The 16,905-nt window shown below is 53.8% G+C and carries 13 protein-coding genes; 7 read left to right on the top strand and 6 right to left on the bottom strand.

Features of this window, described 5'->3' with window-relative positions; genetic code table 11:
* Positions 1 to 160: 160 nt before the first annotated feature.
* Positions 161 to 931 carry a flagellar motor protein MotB gene (locus PV433_RS21385; protein WP_332074085.1) on the bottom strand — a complete coding sequence of 257 codons (771 nt, stop codon included), beginning with the start codon at positions 929 to 931 and terminating at the stop codon, positions 161 to 163.
* Entirely contained in the window at positions 924 to 1,709 is a 786-nt protein-coding gene (locus PV433_RS21390) for a flagellar motor protein (RefSeq protein ID WP_332074086.1), read from the bottom strand. Before PV433_RS21390 ends, PV433_RS21385 begins: the two co-directional genes overlap by 8 nt.
* Positions 1,710 to 1,876: 167 nt before the next feature.
* Between PV433_RS21390 and uvrB the strand changes: the two genes are divergently transcribed.
* The 7 genes from uvrB to PV433_RS21425 all read left to right on the top strand — a co-directional run bounded on the left by uvrB (position 1,877) and on the right by PV433_RS21425 (position 13,059).
* Positions 1,877 to 3,874 carry an excinuclease ABC subunit UvrB gene (uvrB, locus tag PV433_RS21395; protein ID WP_332074087.1) on the top strand — a complete coding sequence of 666 codons (1,998 nt, stop codon included), beginning with the start codon at positions 1,877 to 1,879 and terminating at the stop codon, positions 3,872 to 3,874.
* 122 nt (positions 3,875 to 3,996) lie between these two features.
* Positions 3,997 to 6,879: an excinuclease ABC subunit UvrA gene (uvrA, locus tag PV433_RS21400; RefSeq protein ID WP_332074088.1), complete on the top strand. Its 2,883-nt coding sequence runs from the start codon at positions 3,997 to 3,999 to the stop codon at positions 6,877 to 6,879.
* A 293-nt stretch (positions 6,880 to 7,172) separates the two neighbouring features.
* Positions 7,173 to 8,963, top strand: coding sequence for a right-handed parallel beta-helix repeat-containing protein (locus PV433_RS21405; protein ID WP_332074089.1), 1,791 nt, complete (start codon positions 7,173 to 7,175; stop codon positions 8,961 to 8,963).
* Positions 8,964 to 9,091: 128 nt separating this feature from the next.
* Complete coding sequence (locus PV433_RS21410; RefSeq protein ID WP_332074090.1) at positions 9,092 to 9,976, top strand: helix-turn-helix transcriptional regulator; 885 nt, start codon at positions 9,092 to 9,094, stop codon at positions 9,974 to 9,976.
* Positions 9,977 to 10,081: 105 nt separating this feature from the next.
* Entirely contained in the window at positions 10,082 to 10,996 is a 915-nt protein-coding gene (locus PV433_RS21415; protein ID WP_332074091.1) for an AraC family transcriptional regulator, read from the top strand.
* 31 nt (positions 10,997 to 11,027) lie between these two features.
* Positions 11,028 to 12,335: an ABC transporter substrate-binding protein gene (locus PV433_RS21420; RefSeq protein WP_332074092.1), complete on the top strand. Its 1,308-nt coding sequence runs from the start codon at positions 11,028 to 11,030 to the stop codon at positions 12,333 to 12,335.
* 511 nt (positions 12,336 to 12,846) lie between these two features.
* On the top strand, positions 12,847 to 13,059 hold the full coding sequence (locus tag PV433_RS21425) for a hypothetical protein (RefSeq protein ID WP_190929300.1): 213 nt from the start codon (positions 12,847 to 12,849) through the stop codon (positions 13,057 to 13,059).
* Between the two features lie 137 nt (positions 13,060 to 13,196).
* Here PV433_RS21425 and PV433_RS21430 read toward each other — a convergent pair whose 3' ends face one another.
* The 4 genes from PV433_RS21430 to PV433_RS21445 form a co-directional block, all read right to left on the bottom strand.
* Positions 13,197 to 14,345, bottom strand: coding sequence for an MBOAT family O-acyltransferase (locus PV433_RS21430; protein ID WP_332074093.1), 1,149 nt, complete (start codon positions 14,343 to 14,345; stop codon positions 13,197 to 13,199).
* A gap of 97 nt (positions 14,346 to 14,442) precedes the next feature.
* Positions 14,443 to 15,369: a hypothetical protein gene (locus PV433_RS21435; RefSeq protein WP_332074094.1), complete on the bottom strand. Its 927-nt coding sequence runs from the start codon at positions 15,367 to 15,369 to the stop codon at positions 14,443 to 14,445.
* Positions 15,370 to 15,381: 12 nt separating this feature from the next.
* Positions 15,382 to 16,593: a hypothetical protein gene (locus tag PV433_RS21440; RefSeq protein WP_332074095.1), complete on the bottom strand. Its 1,212-nt coding sequence runs from the start codon at positions 16,591 to 16,593 to the stop codon at positions 15,382 to 15,384.
* An 8-nt stretch (positions 16,594 to 16,601) separates the two neighbouring features.
* Entirely contained in the window at positions 16,602 to 16,853 is a 252-nt protein-coding gene (locus PV433_RS21445; RefSeq protein WP_332074096.1) for an acyl carrier protein, read from the bottom strand.
* Positions 16,854 to 16,905: the final 52 nt, after the last annotated feature.

Genomic DNA, 16,905 nt, shown 5'->3' on the forward strand with positions numbered 1-16,905 from the left:
GGCATCCGTCCGTCGAACGGCTGGATTTGGAAGTCCGGCCGGCCGGGTTCTTCCGGGATTAATGAAAAACTCCAATTCCACTCATCATGGAACTGGAGTTTCTTGCTTCTAGAACGATTTCAGAGCCGCATCTAGCTCTGAATTTGTACTTGGGTTACTTCTAATCGTTCCGCAGCACGACGATTTCGACTCTGCGGTTTTTTTGCCGGTTCGCTTCGGAATCGTTAGGCGCAACCGGCTTCGTATCGGCATAAGCTGAGGAGATGAACGTACCGGCGTCCAGCTTGGCCGTATTGACGAAGTAGCGGATGACCGACACCGACCGGGCTTGCGAAAGCCCCCAGTTGTCCTGATAAGCCGAGCCTGTGGCGAGCGGCAGGTCGTCCGTATGCCCCTCGATGCTCACTTTCGTATCCAGGGTGGGAAACAGGCTCGCCAGCTTCTCCAGCACGGGATAAGCCCCTTGCTTCAGCTCGGCTTTGCCAAGGTCGAACAGAAACAGGTCGTTCAGCTTGATCGCGATGCCGCGGGGGGTATCGCTGGCGGACAACTGCTCCTCCAGATGCTGATCGGCAATATATTGCTGAACGATTTTCAGCAAATTTTGCAATTCCTTCTCTTTTTCTTTCTCGGGATCGGAGTTTGGCTCCGTCTTGGATTCCGGCGGCGGCTGCGTCTGGTCTCCGGACTTCGGGTCCCCGGGAATCGCCTCGCCCATAATGCCGGTCCCTTTCGGGATGACCGAGGAGCCGTCGTTGAACTGCATCTGCAGCGCTCTGGACAACGTGTCGTATTTGGCCGAGTCGATCTTGCTCATCGCATACAGGATGACGAAAAAAATCATCAGCAGCGTAATCAGGTCGGCATAGGTGATCAGCCACCGCTCGCTGCTGGAATGAGAACCGGACGGCTGCTTGCGTCTCCTAGCCATCGGCGTTCGCTTCCTTCCGAACTTGCGCCTCCGTGTCGAGCAGCAGGAAGGACGTCAGCTTTTTCTGGATCATCTGCGGGTTATGTCCCGCTTGCAGGGCGAGCAGCCCTTCGAGCATCATCTCCATCTCGGCGATTTGCTCTTCGCTGCGGACTTTGATCTTGCTGCCGATCGGCAAGTAGATGACGTTCGCGCTGGCGACGCCGTACAAGGTGGCCGCGAACGCTACGGCAATCGATCCGGCGAGCGATTCGGGGTCGGACATGTTGCTCAGGACGTGGATCAGACCCATGACCGTACCGATAATCCCCATCGTCGGAGCGTAACCTCCGGCGGCTTCGAATATTTTCGCATAGCTGGCATGCAGCTTTTCTTTCGCTTCGATCTCAACTTCGAGAATTTGCCGGATCAGATCCGGGTCCGTGCCGTCGACCACCATCTGCAGTCCGTCCCTGAGAAAAGCGTTAGGGTGCTGCTGAGCGCGGTCTTCTATGGCAAGCACGCCCTCCCGGCGGGCGATAACCGCCATCTCGACCAGTTCCTCGATCAGCTGCTCCGGTTTTGTTTTCCTTTCGCTGAACGCCATGCGGAGTGCTTTCGGAATCTGCTTCAGCTGCGATTTCGGGAAGCTGACGACAACCGCGCCGATCGTACCTCCGAACACGATAATGGCGGCGCTTAATACGAGCAGACCGTTGATATGGCCTCCATCCAGCAGGAAACCTCCCACCAATGCCAGCAGGCCGAGCATTATGCCTAGAATCGTAGTTAAATCCATGAAACAGACCCACACCCTTTGTTTGAAAATTTGCAACAATTCGGAAAAAGAAGTATAATATCTGATGAGAACAAACATTCGGTAGACCCTGTCGCATGTCATACCATATATCGGTAATTGAAGAAAGAGTCAATAGAGTCGAAAGACCCAGAGCGAGGGATAAAGCGATGAGCGATATCGTGCTCCACAACAAACCGTTTCAACTGGTTTCTCCATTCCAGCCTCAAGGCGATCAGCCTGGGGCTATTGACGAGCTTGTCCGCGGACTGCAGGAGGGCAAGAGATATCAGACGCTGCTTGGCGCGACCGGAACGGGGAAGACGTTTACGGCCGCCCAGGTGATCGCCCGGGTGAACCGCCCGACGCTCGTCATTGCGCATAACAAGACGCTGGCGGCTCAGCTGTGCAGCGAGTTCCAGGAGTTTTTCCCCCATAACGCCGTGTCGTATTTTGTCAGTTATTACGACTACTACCAGCCGGAGGCGTATATTCCTTCGAGCGATACGTACATTGAGAAAGATTCCAGCATTAACGACGAGATCGACAAGCTCCGCCACTCCGCTACGAGTTCGTTGTTCGAACGCCGCGACGTGATCATCGTTGCCAGCGTATCGTGCATTTACGGTCTCGGTTCCCCGATGGAGTACCGGAATCTCGTCTTGTCGCTTAGGACGGGGATGGAGCGTCCGCGCAACGAGATTTTGCACAAGCTGGTCGACATCCAATACCAGCGGAACGATCTGAACTTCGTGCGCGGAACGTTCCGCGTGCGGGGAGACGTCATCGAGATCTTCCCGGCCTCCAGGGGCGAGCAGGCGATTCGCGTCGAGCTGTTCGGCGATGAGATCGAGCGGATTACCGAAATCGACGTGCTGACCGGAGAGATTCTCGGCGAGCGGGATCATGTGGCGATCTACCCGGCGTCTCACTTCGTCACCCATGAGAACACAATGAAGAAGGCGCTGGTGGACATCGAGCGCGAGCTGGAGGAGCGGCTCGAAGAGCTTCGTTCCGAGAACAAGCTGCTGGAGGCCCAGCGGCTGGAGCAGCGGACCCGGTACGATCTGGAGATGATGCACGAGATGGGCTTCTGCTCCGGCATCGAGAACTACTCCGGACCGCTTACGTTCCGCGAACGCGGCGCTACGCCATATACGTTGCTCGACTATTTCCCCGACGATATGCTGGTCATCGTCGACGAATCGCACGTATCGCTTCCGCAAATCCGCGCGATGTACAACGGCGACCGGGCGCGGAAGGAAGTGCTCGTCGATCACGGCTTCCGCCTGCCGTCGGCGCTGGATAACCGCCCGCTGCGCTTTGAGGAGTTCGAACAGAAGATCAGCCAGGCGATCTTCGTCTCGGCTACGCCGGGCCCGTATGAGCTTGAGAGCTGCCCGACGATGGTGCAGCAGATTATCCGGCCGACAGGTCTTCTCGATCCGATTATCGAGGTGCGCCCGACGAAGGGACAGATCGACGATCTGATCGGCGAGATCAACGAGCGGATCGCCAAGGACGAGCGGGTGCTCGTGACGACGCTGACCAAGAAAATGTCGGAGGATTTGACGGATTATTTCAAAGAGCTCGGCATTAAGGTCCGTTATCTCCATTCCGATGTCAAGACGTTTGAACGGATGCAGCTGCTGCGCGAATTGCGGCTAGGCACATTCCATGTGCTGGTGGGCATCAACCTGCTGCGGGAAGGGCTCGACTTACCGGAAGTATCCCTCGTCGCCATATTGGATGCGGATAAGGAAGGGTTTCTGCGTGCCGAACGGTCGCTCATTCAGACGATCGGACGGGCGGCGCGGAACGCGAACGGCCGGGTTATTATGTACGGGGACAAACGGACCGACTCGATGGACCGGGCCATCCGCGAGACCGAGCGGCGTCGCGCGATCCAGATCGAGTTCAACGAGAAGCACGGCATCACGCCGCAGACGATTCAGAAGCGGGTGCACGACGTCATCGAGGCCACGAAGGTGGCGGAGCAGAAGGCCGATTATTTGGCCGGCGTGAAGTCCGAGAAGATGTCCAAGAAAGACCGCGCCTCGCTGATCGAGCGTCTCGAAGCGGAGATGAAGGAAGCTGCCAAAAGCTTGCAGTTCGAACGTGCCGCCGAGCTGCGCGATGCGATATTGGAGCTCAAAGCCGCCCTGTAACGGCGGCTCTTCTTCGCGGCGGAGCTGGAGAATGTTTCAACCGGGCGGCCGGTTTTCAGTCGTTTTTAACGGTGTTATGATGAAGGAATGAATGGCTCTACCCACGGAAAGGATGGTTCACAGTGGCTCAAGACCGCATCGTGATCAAAGGAGCGAGAGCTCATAATTTAAAAAATGTTGACGTAACGATACCGCGCGACAAGTTCGTCGTGTTGACCGGGTTAAGCGGCTCCGGCAAATCGTCGCTCGCTTTCGATACGATCTACGCGGAAGGACAACGCCGCTACGTCGAGTCGCTTTCCGCTTACGCCAGACAGTTTCTGGGCCAGATGGACAAGCCGGATGTCGATTCGATCGAAGGATTGTCCCCGGCCATCTCCATCGACCAGAAAACGACCAGCCGCAACCCCCGGTCTACAGTCGGTACGGTTACGGAAATATACGATTACCTCAGGCTAATGTTCGCCCGGATCGGGAAGCCGCACTGCCCGGATCACGGCATCGAGATTACCGCACAGTCGGTCGAGCAGATGATCGACCGGATTATGGAATATCCCGAACGGACGAAGCTGCAGATCTTGGCGCCGATCATATCCGGACGCAAGGGCGAGCATACGAAGCTGTTGGCCGACATTCAGAAGCAGGGCTTCGTTCGCGTCCGCGTTAACGGAGAGATCCGCGATCTGTCTGAGAAGATTGAGCTGGAGAAAAACAAGAAACATTCGATCGAAGTTGTCGTCGACCGGATCGTCGTGAAGGGCGACATTCAGGCCCGGCTTGCGGATTCGCTGGAGACGGCGCTGAAGCTGGCCGACGGCCGGGTGATCGTCGATGTGATGGAGCAGGAAGAGCTGCTGTTCAGCCAGAAGCTGGCGTGCCCGGAATGCGGCTTCAGCATCGATGAGCTCGCTCCGCGGATGTTCTCGTTCAACAGCCCGTTCGGGGCTTGCCCGGATTGCGACGGTTTGGGAGCGAAGATGATTGTTGATCCGGATCTTCTCGTACCGAACCCGTCGATGACGATCGAGGAGGGCGCGTTCGAGGCTTGGGCGGGAAGCACGTCCAACTATTATCCTCAGTTTCTGGCTGCGGTGTGCGAACATTACGGGATCCCGCGGGACGTTCCCGTTGCCGAGCTGTCGGCGGACCATATGAAAAAGATTATGTATGGAACCGGCGGCGAGAAGGTCAAATTCCGTTACGAGAACGATTTTGGCCTGTCCAAGGAGGCGCTCGTTCCGTTCGAAGGAATCGTCCGCAACCTGGAGCGGAGATACCGCGAGACCGCGTCGGACGGCATCCGCGAGCATATCGAGCAATATATGAGCGCGAAGCCGTGTCAGGGTTGCAAAGGCCAACGGCTGAAGCGGGAGACGCTGGCCGTCACCGTCGGCAATAAAAATATTGCGTACGTGACCAATCTGTCGATTGGAGATGCGGCCGATTTCTTCGGCGGACTCGATCTGACGGAGAAGGAGCGGACGATCGCCCATCTCGTACTTAAGGAAATCGAAGCCCGTCTCGGCTTCCTGGTTAACGTCGGTCTCGATTACTTGTCCCTCAGCCGTTCGGCCGGTACGTTATCCGGCGGCGAGGCGCAGCGCATCCGTCTGGCGACCCAGATCGGTTCCAGCCTGATGGGGGTTCTGTACATCCTGGATGAGCCGAGCATCGGTCTGCATCAACGGGACAACGACCGTCTCATTCGTACGCTGGAGCATATGCGCGATCTCGGCAATACGCTGATCGTCGTCGAGCATGACGAAGATACGATGATCGCCGCGGACTATATTATCGATATCGGACCGGGTGCCGGCATCCATGGCGGACAAGTCGTAGCGCAAGGAACGCCGAAGGAAATTATGGAAGATCCGAACTCGCTTACCGGCCAATATTTGAGCGGCAAGAAGTTCATTCCGATCCCGAGTCCGCGGAGGAAGCCTAACGGAAAGTGGCTGGAGGTCAAAGGCGCCAAGGAGAACAATCTGCGAGGCGTTAACGCCAAAATACCGCTCGGCGTATTCACTTGCGTCACCGGCGTATCCGGATCGGGCAAAAGTACGCTGATCAACGAAATTTTGTACAAATCGCTCGCGCGCGATCTGAACAAAGCGAAGACACGCCCGGGCGAGCATAAGGAAATAGTCGGCCTGGAGCATATCGAGAAGGTTATCGAGATCGACCAGTCGCCGATCGGGAGAACCCCGAGATCGAATCCGGCCACGTACACAGGGATGTTCGACGATATCCGCGACGTATTCTCGGCTACCAACGAGTCGAAGGTGCGAGGTTACAAGAAAGGCCGGTTCAGCTTTAACGTGAAAGGCGGACGCTGCGAAGCGTGCCGCGGAGACGGTATCATCAAGATCGAGATGCACTTCCTGCCGGACGTCTACGTGCCGTGCGAGCAGTGCAAAGGGAAACGGTACAACCGCGAGACGCTCGATATCAAATACAAAGGCAAAAGCATCGCCGAGGTGCTGGAGCTGACGATCGAGGACGGCTGCGAGTTTTTCCGCAACATTCCGCGTATTCACCGGAAGCTGCAGACGCTGCTGGACGTAGGTCTTGGTTATATGAAGCTGGGCCAGCCGGCAACGACGCTGTCCGGTGGCGAAGCGCAGCGGGTGAAGCTGGCCGCCGAGCTGTACCGGCGCAGCACCGGCAAAACCATCTACATTTTGGACGAGCCGACGACGGGTCTTCATATCGACGATATCGACCGCTTGTTGACCGTTCTTCACCGCCTGGTGGACAGCGGCGAGACGGTGCTTGTGATCGAGCATAATCTGGACGTGATTAAGACGGCCGATTATTTGATCGATCTGGGGCCGGAAGGCGGTACCCGAGGCGGCACGATTGTGGCGACCGGAGCGCCGGAGGAAGTCGTCCGGGTACCGGAGTCTTACACCGGCAAGTATTTAAAGCCGATTCTGGAGCGCGACATGGAGCGCACGAAGCAGCAGGAGAAAGAGCGCGAAGCCAAGGAGAATGCGGTCGTATAACCGCTCCAACCACCAACCCTGTTCGAACGACGACGTTCGTAACGGGGTTGGTTTTTCTTTGCGCGCTTAAAAGTTAGAATCGTCCTTCTTAGTCAAATAAACCGCAATTTTCATGAATACGAGAAAAGAAGTCGAACGATTGATTTGATACGCTAAGCGCAGGATCATGGAGGGAGCGAGAGTGAGGAAATTTGTGTTTGTGACGATAGGGGGGATATCGGTATCGTGATGCATTGCAAGCCGGAGTAATCCAGTTAGGCCATCATTCTCATTAGATGAAGGAGGCGCAGGAGATGAAGGCAGAACACGAAGAGGAGATCCATGAAGGCAAGGAACATTCAACGGACGGGAGGGAGTGGGAAACGAAGCTTACACCGAAGCGGATAAGCCGGAGGAGGCTGTTGGCGTCCATCGGTTTGGCCGGAGCAGGTGCGTGTATGACGGTTGCGGGAGCCTATGGGGCAAGCGCTTCTTCCGTCGCGGAATCGGTGTATGCAGGTTCAACTCCGGAGAACGATTCGAGACTTCATCCCAGGAAGCCGGGCCCGTGGATCGACATCACGCAACCTCCGTATAATGCCCGGCCGGGCGGAAGCTACGACAATTCGGCTATTTTTCAGCAAGCGGTAAACGATGCAGCGGGTGAGGGCGGCAAAATATACGTTCCCTCCGGAGATTACTTGGTGGCGAACGGATTTACGATCGATAAGAACTATTTGACGCTGGAAGGAACGGGGAAGCTCGTGCTGGGCCGCCATATCTCGCTACTTGCTGACGGTTTCCGCTGCAGCGGGCTGCGGTTCAAGGCGCTGAACACGTCAAGCCAAATTCGAGGCATTCAGGCGGAGACCGCCCTGATCGGGAGAAGCATCGGACGGATTACGATACATAATTGCGAGTTCGAGCAGTTTTTCTATGCGACTAACTTCCGCGGGACCGAGTCGTATCCGATCCGGGATATAGTGGTGGAGGGCTGCCGGTCGATCGCTCCGGTTGGGGTAAACGCCGGCCATTTTCAAAACCTGTGCACTATAAATACTTATTACAGCGGCAATGCATGTTACAACGGCCAAAATGCAACCAGCTACAATTTTTTCGGAGGCAACGGCAAAATCAAAATTGTCGGTAATTACGATTTCAACAATTCGTACGGTTCTTGCGAGATTGAGAACTCCCCCGGGGCGGAAGTGATCATTTCCTCCAACAATTTCGACAGGCAGCTTTGGATTGACGACAGCTCGACTGTGGTCATTGACGGGAACATTATCAAAGAGCGGATCTTTGTCACGGTTCAGGATAACGATTGCAAAAGCGTGATCATCTCCAATAATATAGCCGACCGGATCTACGTCGATAAGTTCAGCACCTACCGGGCCGGTAAAATAAAAAATCTGGAAGTTTGCCACAATGAATTGGTTGGTCCGGGGGGCTGGGGGATATTTATTCGCGGCACGTATACGGAAGCTTGCCGCATTGTGGAGAACCGGATTGCTCCCGGCTTTACGAGCGGATCGATCGGGATCGTACGAGACCCGGGTCTCGATCTGGAGATCTCCCGCAACGAAGTGAACGGATTGGTTTTATTCAGCAGCACCGGCGGGGCGATCCGGTTATACGGAAACCGCAATCATACGTTGTCCGGCAATCACGATGTTCCTACTTTGGAACGTTTGTACCAGTCTTCGGGGACGAGGTTGAATGTTGCAGACAGGAAAGTTTTTCAGTCGCAGACAATCCGTGCGGCATCCGGTTCCGCCGGTTCCGCTTCTTTTGCAATCGACCCCGCCGCCGCAGGATCGGGCAAAGCCGTCAAATTGACTTTCACGGGATGCGTTCAGCATCCGGCGCCACTTTTCGATGCCGCGGAGCAGACGGTGATTCTCTCCAATCATTCCGGAGCGTTCCACGTATCGGCAGGAGCTTTAACCAAAATATCCGGAAATGCGGCGACCGACTTCACCACTCACTTCCAGTTGAACGCCGAGATGACGGAGCTGATCGTAACGATAACGAACGCAGGGACAGCGGCATTGGCAGTGAGCGTTTCTTGTATCGAGCATGCGGCCGTCCATGTTCCCGTTTAGAAAAATTCGGTAGTGCACGAATCAACAATGGAAAGGTATGGAGGGCCGATATTCATCTGAGAAGCAGTCTATCCGGGCAAAGCCACCTGTGGTAATATGGATAAAAATCGCCACTGGGGGGATACGGCATGCCAATCGAGCGGCCCTCTTTGTTTCATGAATTCGAATACCGTTGCGCCAAGCCGCTGTATACGGAGGAGATCCGGCCGGCTCTGTACGAGCTTTTATATGTCCACGAAGGCAGCGGAGTGTCGAATGTCGGCGACCGTGCGATTCCGCTTGCTGCCCGTGATCTTCTGATCTCGGATGGAACGAAACAGCAGGGATTACGTGTGGATGACAAAATCGGATGCATCTATACCCGGATATCGATTCGCCCGTCGTCACTGAGGAAGATGAAGTCGCCGGTGAACGGAATTGATCTCATGCTACCTTTTGAAGTGCTGGGGCATCATCATATTCACATGTCGGAAGAAGCCGGCAAGGAAATGGAAGCTTTGATGCTTCGAATACACCGGTTTAGCCAAAGCGGCAATTGGGTAGATCTCAATCGGCTCGTAATGGCCTTTTTTGATTTGCTGGTCGTGGTGTACGCTTTATGTGAACCGGATTTGAAGAAGCAGAACTATACGATTAGCGAGAAGGAGCGGCATGTCCGCAAAGTAATCCATTATATTGAAAACGCATTCAACGAGGATGTCACGTTAAACGATATGGAGCGGGAGCTCCACTTAAGCAAGCAGTATATGTCGAGAATTTTTCGGGAAAGTACGGGGATTACCATATTCGATTACTTGTACCGCAGACGGATTGAACAAGCGAAGCAGCTCTTCTATATGCATCGTGCATATTCAGTAACCGATATTGGCCTGCAGGTCGGGTTTAAGAATGCATCTCATTTCAGCCGAATGTTCAAAACCCAGGTGGGAGTTACGCCGGAACAATATCGAAAGGTTATGGATCATGGAACGGCCGACGGCGGCAGCAACCGGAAATCAAATACAGTCAAATGAGGAAGGGGGGAAGTTAACAAGAGGAAAGCACCGGATTGGCACCCGTGCTACATTAAATACAACGGTGGCGGGGACGTTTGATCGTCGGGAAGGAGGGGGAGTCGATTGATCTTAACGCGGCGTTATCCGCTGTTTAACGAATATTACTATTTATGCAATACGCCTTTTGTGAAAACGTTTCATACCCATCCGCAATACGAGATTTACTACTTTCATAAAGGCAAGTGCGACTATTTGATCGGGGATCAGGTGTTCGAGCTGGAGTCCGGCGATGCGATCCTGATGAACGGGATGACCTTGCATGGTCCGATCGTGGATCGGGATAACGAATACGTACGGTCGATGTTCTCGTTTTATCCGGAGATTATCCGTATCTTTCATCAGACACTCGGACCGCTTAATCCGCTGCGTCCGTTCGAGGTGCTGAAAAATTACCGGATTCGGTTGAGCGGAGACCGCAAGGCTGAATTCGAGGATATGCTGCGCCGGATGAACAAGTATTACTACTGCCAGAACACGGTTGAATTTAACCGGTCTTTGCTGGCCTTTTTCGAGCTGCTGTGGTTTCTGTACGGGGAATGCGAGGAAGCGATGGAAGGGCTTGAACAAACCGGACCGGCAAACGGGATGGAAAAGGAACGCAACGTGCAAACCGTCATTTCGTTGATCGAGCAGCAGTACCGCGAGCCGATCTCGCTGGATACGCTGGAGAAAAGCGTCTATATGAGCAAGCATCATCTGTCCCGGATATTCCGCGAGCTGACGGGCATGACGATCATCGATTATTTGTACAAATATCGGATCAACCAGGCTAAAATATTGTTTTACCTTGATCGGACTTATTCCGTTACGGATGTGTACAAGGAAGTCGGATTTCATAGTATGGCGCACTTCAGCCGATTATTTAAAAAATTCGTCGGGATTCCCCCGGAGCAGTACCGGAAAATGGTGCAGCCGTTTTTGCTGGAGCCGTTCGCCTTCCCTCCCCGCGAGGTTCAGACCGTGCCGAATGAAAAATAACGAGGGTCGTCAGATCAAGGAGGTCATCGGATTGTTAAACAAGAAATGGGCGATTGCTGCATGCTTGCTTGCAGCTGCAGGAACGATATCGGCGTGCGGGGGCGGCGCGAATCCGAAAGCGGGGAATGACCAGGCGGGGGAGACCCCGCCAGTGGATCTGACGAAAACACCGGTTCATCTGGTCATCCATGATACGACGGGCGAGAAAGTCGAACTGCTGATGGATAAGTACGGCAACAAGCTAAAGGAAAAGTTTCCGAACTGGACCTTTGAAATCGTCCCCAAAGTGGACAGCAAAACGCTGCCGAATCTGATTGCAGGAGGGACAACGATCGACATTGTCGTGGAGTCGACCGGGGTTTCGACGATGGAGTACGACCTGCAAGGCAACATAAGCGATCTGATTGCCAAGTACAAATACGATCTGAACCGGCTGGAGCCGACTGCGGTCGAAATTCAGCGGAAGATGGCCGGCGGGGGCATCTACGGGCTGCCGACCTGGACCCGCTCGATGATTTTATACTACAACAAGGATCTGTTCGACATGTTCGGGGTCTCGTACCCGAAAGACGGGATGACGTGGGACGAATTGTACGACGTGACCCGGAAAATGACCCGGACCGAGGGCGGCCAAAGCTACAAAGGGCTGACGATGGCGTTCGAATTCGGGCTAATGCTGAATCAGCTGGGCGCGCCGAGTCAGGATGCGAAAAGCGGTAAAGCATTGTTCCTGGACGATGCTTTCAAGAAAGCGTTCGAGAATCAGTCGAGATTTTACCAGATTGCCGGAAACGGCTTGCCTGGCGACAGGTTTTATTTGGACAATCAGCAAAATCCCTTTTACAAAAACAAGACGGTTGCGATGTTTCTCACACTTAGCGGTGCCGAGAAGATATACAAGGACAGCGTAAACTGGGACGTAGCCGAATTCCCGGTGTTCGAGGACAAAAAGGGAATAGGCTCGCAATCGTACCCTACGTACTTCTTTTTAAGCAAGGCAAGTAAAAACCGTGACGCTGCGTTCCAGGTATTGAGCTATTTGACGTCGGATGAGTATCAAAGCTTTGCATCCCGCTCCGGCATCATTACGATCCTGAAAGACACCTCCGTAATGAAGCAATTCGCTGCCGACCTTCCGTACGTGCAAGGGAAACGCATACAAGCGACGATTCCGGCGAAATATGCCGAGCCTACTTTAAAAACGAAGTATAACGCTATTGCGAACAAGGAGCTGCTAGCCGCTCTCGAAGCAGTTGCCAAAGGCACCGATGTCAATACGGCACTTCGCGAGGCAGCGGAACGAAATGATAAGCAAGTAGGGGCCGAGCAGGGGAAATAGTGAGGTGAGCCCAGGCCGCAGGATGAACGGTTTGTTCTTCTGCGGTTTTTTTTGAAGAAACATGCAACTACAGGTTGCATCGTGATACTTCCTATTCAACAACGAGGACTATTTCTATCCCGTCTGGCCTGTGATAACGTAATAGACGTGACCGGAATGAATGAGGTAAAGCTTGATTTTAATATACGCCCGGAGTTGCTACGCAGATAGCAGCACAATCATTTTGTTTTGTGTGGAAGCTGACGAAATTGAAGCCAAGCACTGGATTTCCGCTTGCGCCTAGTTATAAATGTTAGAAGAGATGGACATCTTATACTTGCGGGGCAGGTTGAAAAACACGATTCATACGAATCGTAGCCTATCGTGATACTAGCCAAATCATGAATGAACCGGAAAAAATCGTGACAAACTTGTTAACAATGAAGAAATTGCTTGCAACCGTTGACGAGGCACGATAACATAGAAAAAGATGAGAAAAATGTGATCGTTATCAATAAGGAGGTCCCAAGCTATGTTTTTGGCAGAAGGTGCTGCTGCGGGAGGCGCAGCCAGTTTCCATACGTTCGATCTGTTTATCGTTGCATTTACGATCCTGATCGCGGTCGGCTTGGTAAGATTGCTGGCTGCACCGGTAAAAAATAAATTTGCGGTCGGATTTGCGGGTGTCAGCTTACTCGTATTTCTAATTGTAGACGTACTGATGGTACAGAGCTGGATGTCTTGATCTCTTTAATGAGCGGAAAGGGCCCAAGCCCTACATAAGAACGAAGAACAAGGAACCCCCTTGCCGGCCGGCAAGGGGGTTGTTAGTTTGCACGCTGTGTTGGCGAAAGCGGGCTGGCATGGTATCGAAATCGCCCTTTACCAGTTTAGCAGCCCTCGATAGATCGTCAACACCGTCTCCTGGCTGCCGCTGTACACGATAACCGCCGCTGTAACGAGCAGCTGGGTGCATACGCACCGGAAATAGAAGTACGGACGGGACACCTTCTTTTTGTTCACGAGCGACAGTTTAAGCAAGCTTTCCAGCGCCATCAATATCCCGTGATACAGCCCCCATAGCAGGTACAGCCAAGAAAAGCCGTGCCACAAGCCGATCAGCACCATGATGACGATGGACAGCAAGGCGGCTGCCCCTCTGGAGGTGAAGGAGCGTGAGAAAATCATAAAGATATGGTCGCGGAACCAGTCGCCCAGCGTCGCGTGCCAATTGCGCCAATATTGCGTGAGTGTCGGCGACAGGAACGGCTGCTTGAAGTTTTCCGGAATCGTATACCCCATCAGCCGGCCGAACCCGATCGCGATATCGGAATAACCCGAGAAATCGAAGTAAATGAGCGCATAAAACCATACCATCAAAAACAGGCTGTGGTACACTTGCAGATCATTCTCCAATACGTCCTTGAAGACGATCGTCATCCCGGCGACCAGTACGACCTTTTTGAACAGACCATGAATAATCCGCTTAATCCCGGCTTCAAAATCGGCCGCTCCGACCGTATACGGCTTTTTGGAATCGGCTATGAAATCGCGAAATTTTAAAATCGGTCCGGAAGTAAACGTTGGGATAAACAGCAAATAATTGACGAAATCGAGCAAAGGCGCCTTGCCGTCCTTGCCTACATAATAGGCGAAGTAATAGGCGTCGATCACCTTGAGCACGGTATAGATCAGGCCGAATAAGTAGATAGCGTCGAACAAGGGGTGCTCGAATATATGCATGCCGAGGAGACGCAGCGCCACTACGGCCCCAATATTCAGCACAATCGCCGTCCCGAAGCCGAATCTGCGCCATCTCGGTGCGTAGCAGAGCCACACATAGCCAATATAGTTCAAGAGTACGTATATGGCGGAGAACAGGAACAGCTTCCGGCTGAACAAGTATAGAAAGCATAAGTTAAACACGAGGACAAGTATTCGTTTGTTTTGCGGCCAGCGCCGCGTCAACAGCAGCACGATAACCATACCGAGCAGAGCGCCCAGCGCGTGCAGATTGAGCAAATAAGACATAGCCCGGCTCCTTTAATCGATCAAAACCCTTCGTAGATGAACAGCCCTTGCCCGGTGAAGCATACTGCCACCAAAGCAAGCATGATGACGTACAGGATCACTTCGCCGATTTTTCGAAGGAAAGCAGCCATCGGTCCACCTCCGCGGTAAATTTGGGCGCGCCGACTTCCTGGTTTAAGTGAACGATGTCGTGGAACGTATCCGGAGCGAACTTGTCCGACAAGTCCAGGACAGGCACGTCATAAGGCTGCACCATCGCATGAACGCGTTCCTTGAGCTGCTTCCAGTAGGCAGGCTGTGGGTACGCCGGGTCGGGATTCAGCGGCATCCAGATCACCTTAAGCGGCAGATTGTGTTCTTTGACGTATCCGAGCAGCCAGTCCAGCGCCTCCAGATTTCCTTTCATATCGTCCAGGCCCATCCAGTAATAATTGGCTTCATAACGGGCCAAATCTTTTTTCATCTCTTCCGCCGGCTTGTAGCCGAAATAAAGCATCTTATCGTTCCATCTCGGCTCATAGGAGCTGAAATCCAGCTGGCCTTGACGGGCTGCCGCCCATGCATTGCGAATCCACTCGCCGCCCGCATCCTGAAAATAGTCCCGGTAATGGAACAAGTACGGGCTATACCACGGTCTCGACCAGGGGAAGCGCGGGTCGGTCTGCATCCGGTCCAGCATCGTGTGCACGTCGATGCCGACGACGAGCTGGTCTTCCACCGTGTAAAGCTCCCGCTTTAAAATTTCCCGCAGGTCGGTAATTTTTCCGTACGTCATGCCCATTTCGACGAGCGGCTTCTGAGCTTTGTGCTCCATGTACGCACCGGTCACCGCCGAGTTGCCAAAAAAAACGGGACCGGACCGATCCCATTGATGGTGGTATAACGTTTTTGTAAAATCGTCCTTTTCGAACCGCAGCGAGTTCGTCATCGGGTCCCGCCAGGCGACAAACGTATCGACCAGCAGGAACCCGGCGACGAGCAGCAGCACGAAACTGTTTTTTCTCCAAAAGGTCCAGAAGCTCACGGGAATCACTCGTTATCTCGTTTTTGTTTGCCAAGCGTGGTACTGCTCGCGGAAAGCGGCAGGCCAGCCGTCTTCGTTCAATCCGAACTGCGCGAGAAAAGCGAACACCCAGCGCTCCAGCCCGAATCCGACGCATCCGGTAGTAGCCGGACGTTTGCCCATCTTGATGTCGAAGGCGGAGCCAAAGGCGGTGCTGGCGAAATTAACGGAGCTGCACGCAATCGTTTTGCCGATATAGGGAATGCTCAGACGCATCTCGTACTTCATTTCCTGGTTGCGCTGGAACGACGCTTTAACTTGGAAATCGTTCGTAAAGAACGGGTCGTTCGCATTTTCGATAATACAGTCGATTTCCCATTCAACCGCCAGCTGCTTCAAATATTCGACGGCCTTCAGACGGTTTTCCCGGACGAATTCCGGCTTGCCGACAAAGATGATCTCCCGCATGCTGAAATCGAGCAGACGGCCGAAGTCGTTATGGTTTTTGGATTCGTAGCGGTGGCACTTGGCGACCGCCGTAACGACGATGCCGTCGCCTTCCAGCGTCTCGCCCTGCAAGCCCTCGTAGCAGTGGTAGCAGGTGGACGGGTTCATCGCAAAACGGGGCTTCGGCATCGTTTTGTTCAGGTCGAGCGGAGCGTCTTCCTTCCAGCCCCCGGCCTCGCGCACCGATTCGGAGAACGACTCGATGACGTCCAGATCGTCGCGCAGATGGTTCAGGAAATGCAGATGCTCCGGAAACGATGTAAAATGGTTCGTCTTATCGAGCGTCGACAGATGAATGACCGCCGGATACGATTCCTGCTTCGCTCCGAAAGCGTTCGCGATCCGTTGTACGAACGTATCGTCGAGAAACCGGAGCAGGCTCGAGAAAGGCTCGCGGAAGATGAACAAGCCTGGCTCCAGCACTTTAATCGCCTTGGACTCGATCAGTTCGGCGATAATGTCTCCCTGGTATGGAGCAGGTCCGCGATGCTCGAAGAGGATATGCTCTTTAAAGCCGAAGTCGCCGTGGGAGAAACGTTCGATCAGCTTCTCGACGCCGGCGGCAATCCGCTCGTTGCCTCCCGGAGACCGATGGACGATTACAAGCAAACTGCCCTCGAGCCGGACTTCGTCGATATGCTCGTCCACGAAGGCGGACGCATATTTGACCTGGCCGTGCTGGCTCGGGTCAAGCCGCTCGAGCGAGACGGTACATGTAACTGGTTGGAGACTGCTCATAGCATTCGTTACCTTCCCTTCTTGCTTGCGATAAAGGTGGCGATCTCGCGGATCGTGTTCAGCGGATACAGCATGAGGTCCTGGTTGGTCACTTGAATGCCGTACGTCTTCTCGATATGGGCGATTAAAGCCGTCGCTCCCAAGGAATCGATAAAGCCGTAGTCGAACAGATGGACGTCCGTCGTAAAGTCGTCATCGCTATCGTCGATCTCATAACGCTCTCGGATGTGTTGTTCCAGCTCCAGTAGGATCTCTTCCATGCAGGTATCTCCTTCAGGTTTAGTCATATTCCCGGGCGGTTACGCAGCCGGA

This window comes from Paenibacillus sp. GYB004, assembly GCF_036577605.1.
GTDB lineage: Bacteria > Bacillota > Bacilli > Paenibacillales > NBRC-103111 > Paenibacillus_AB > Paenibacillus_AB oceani.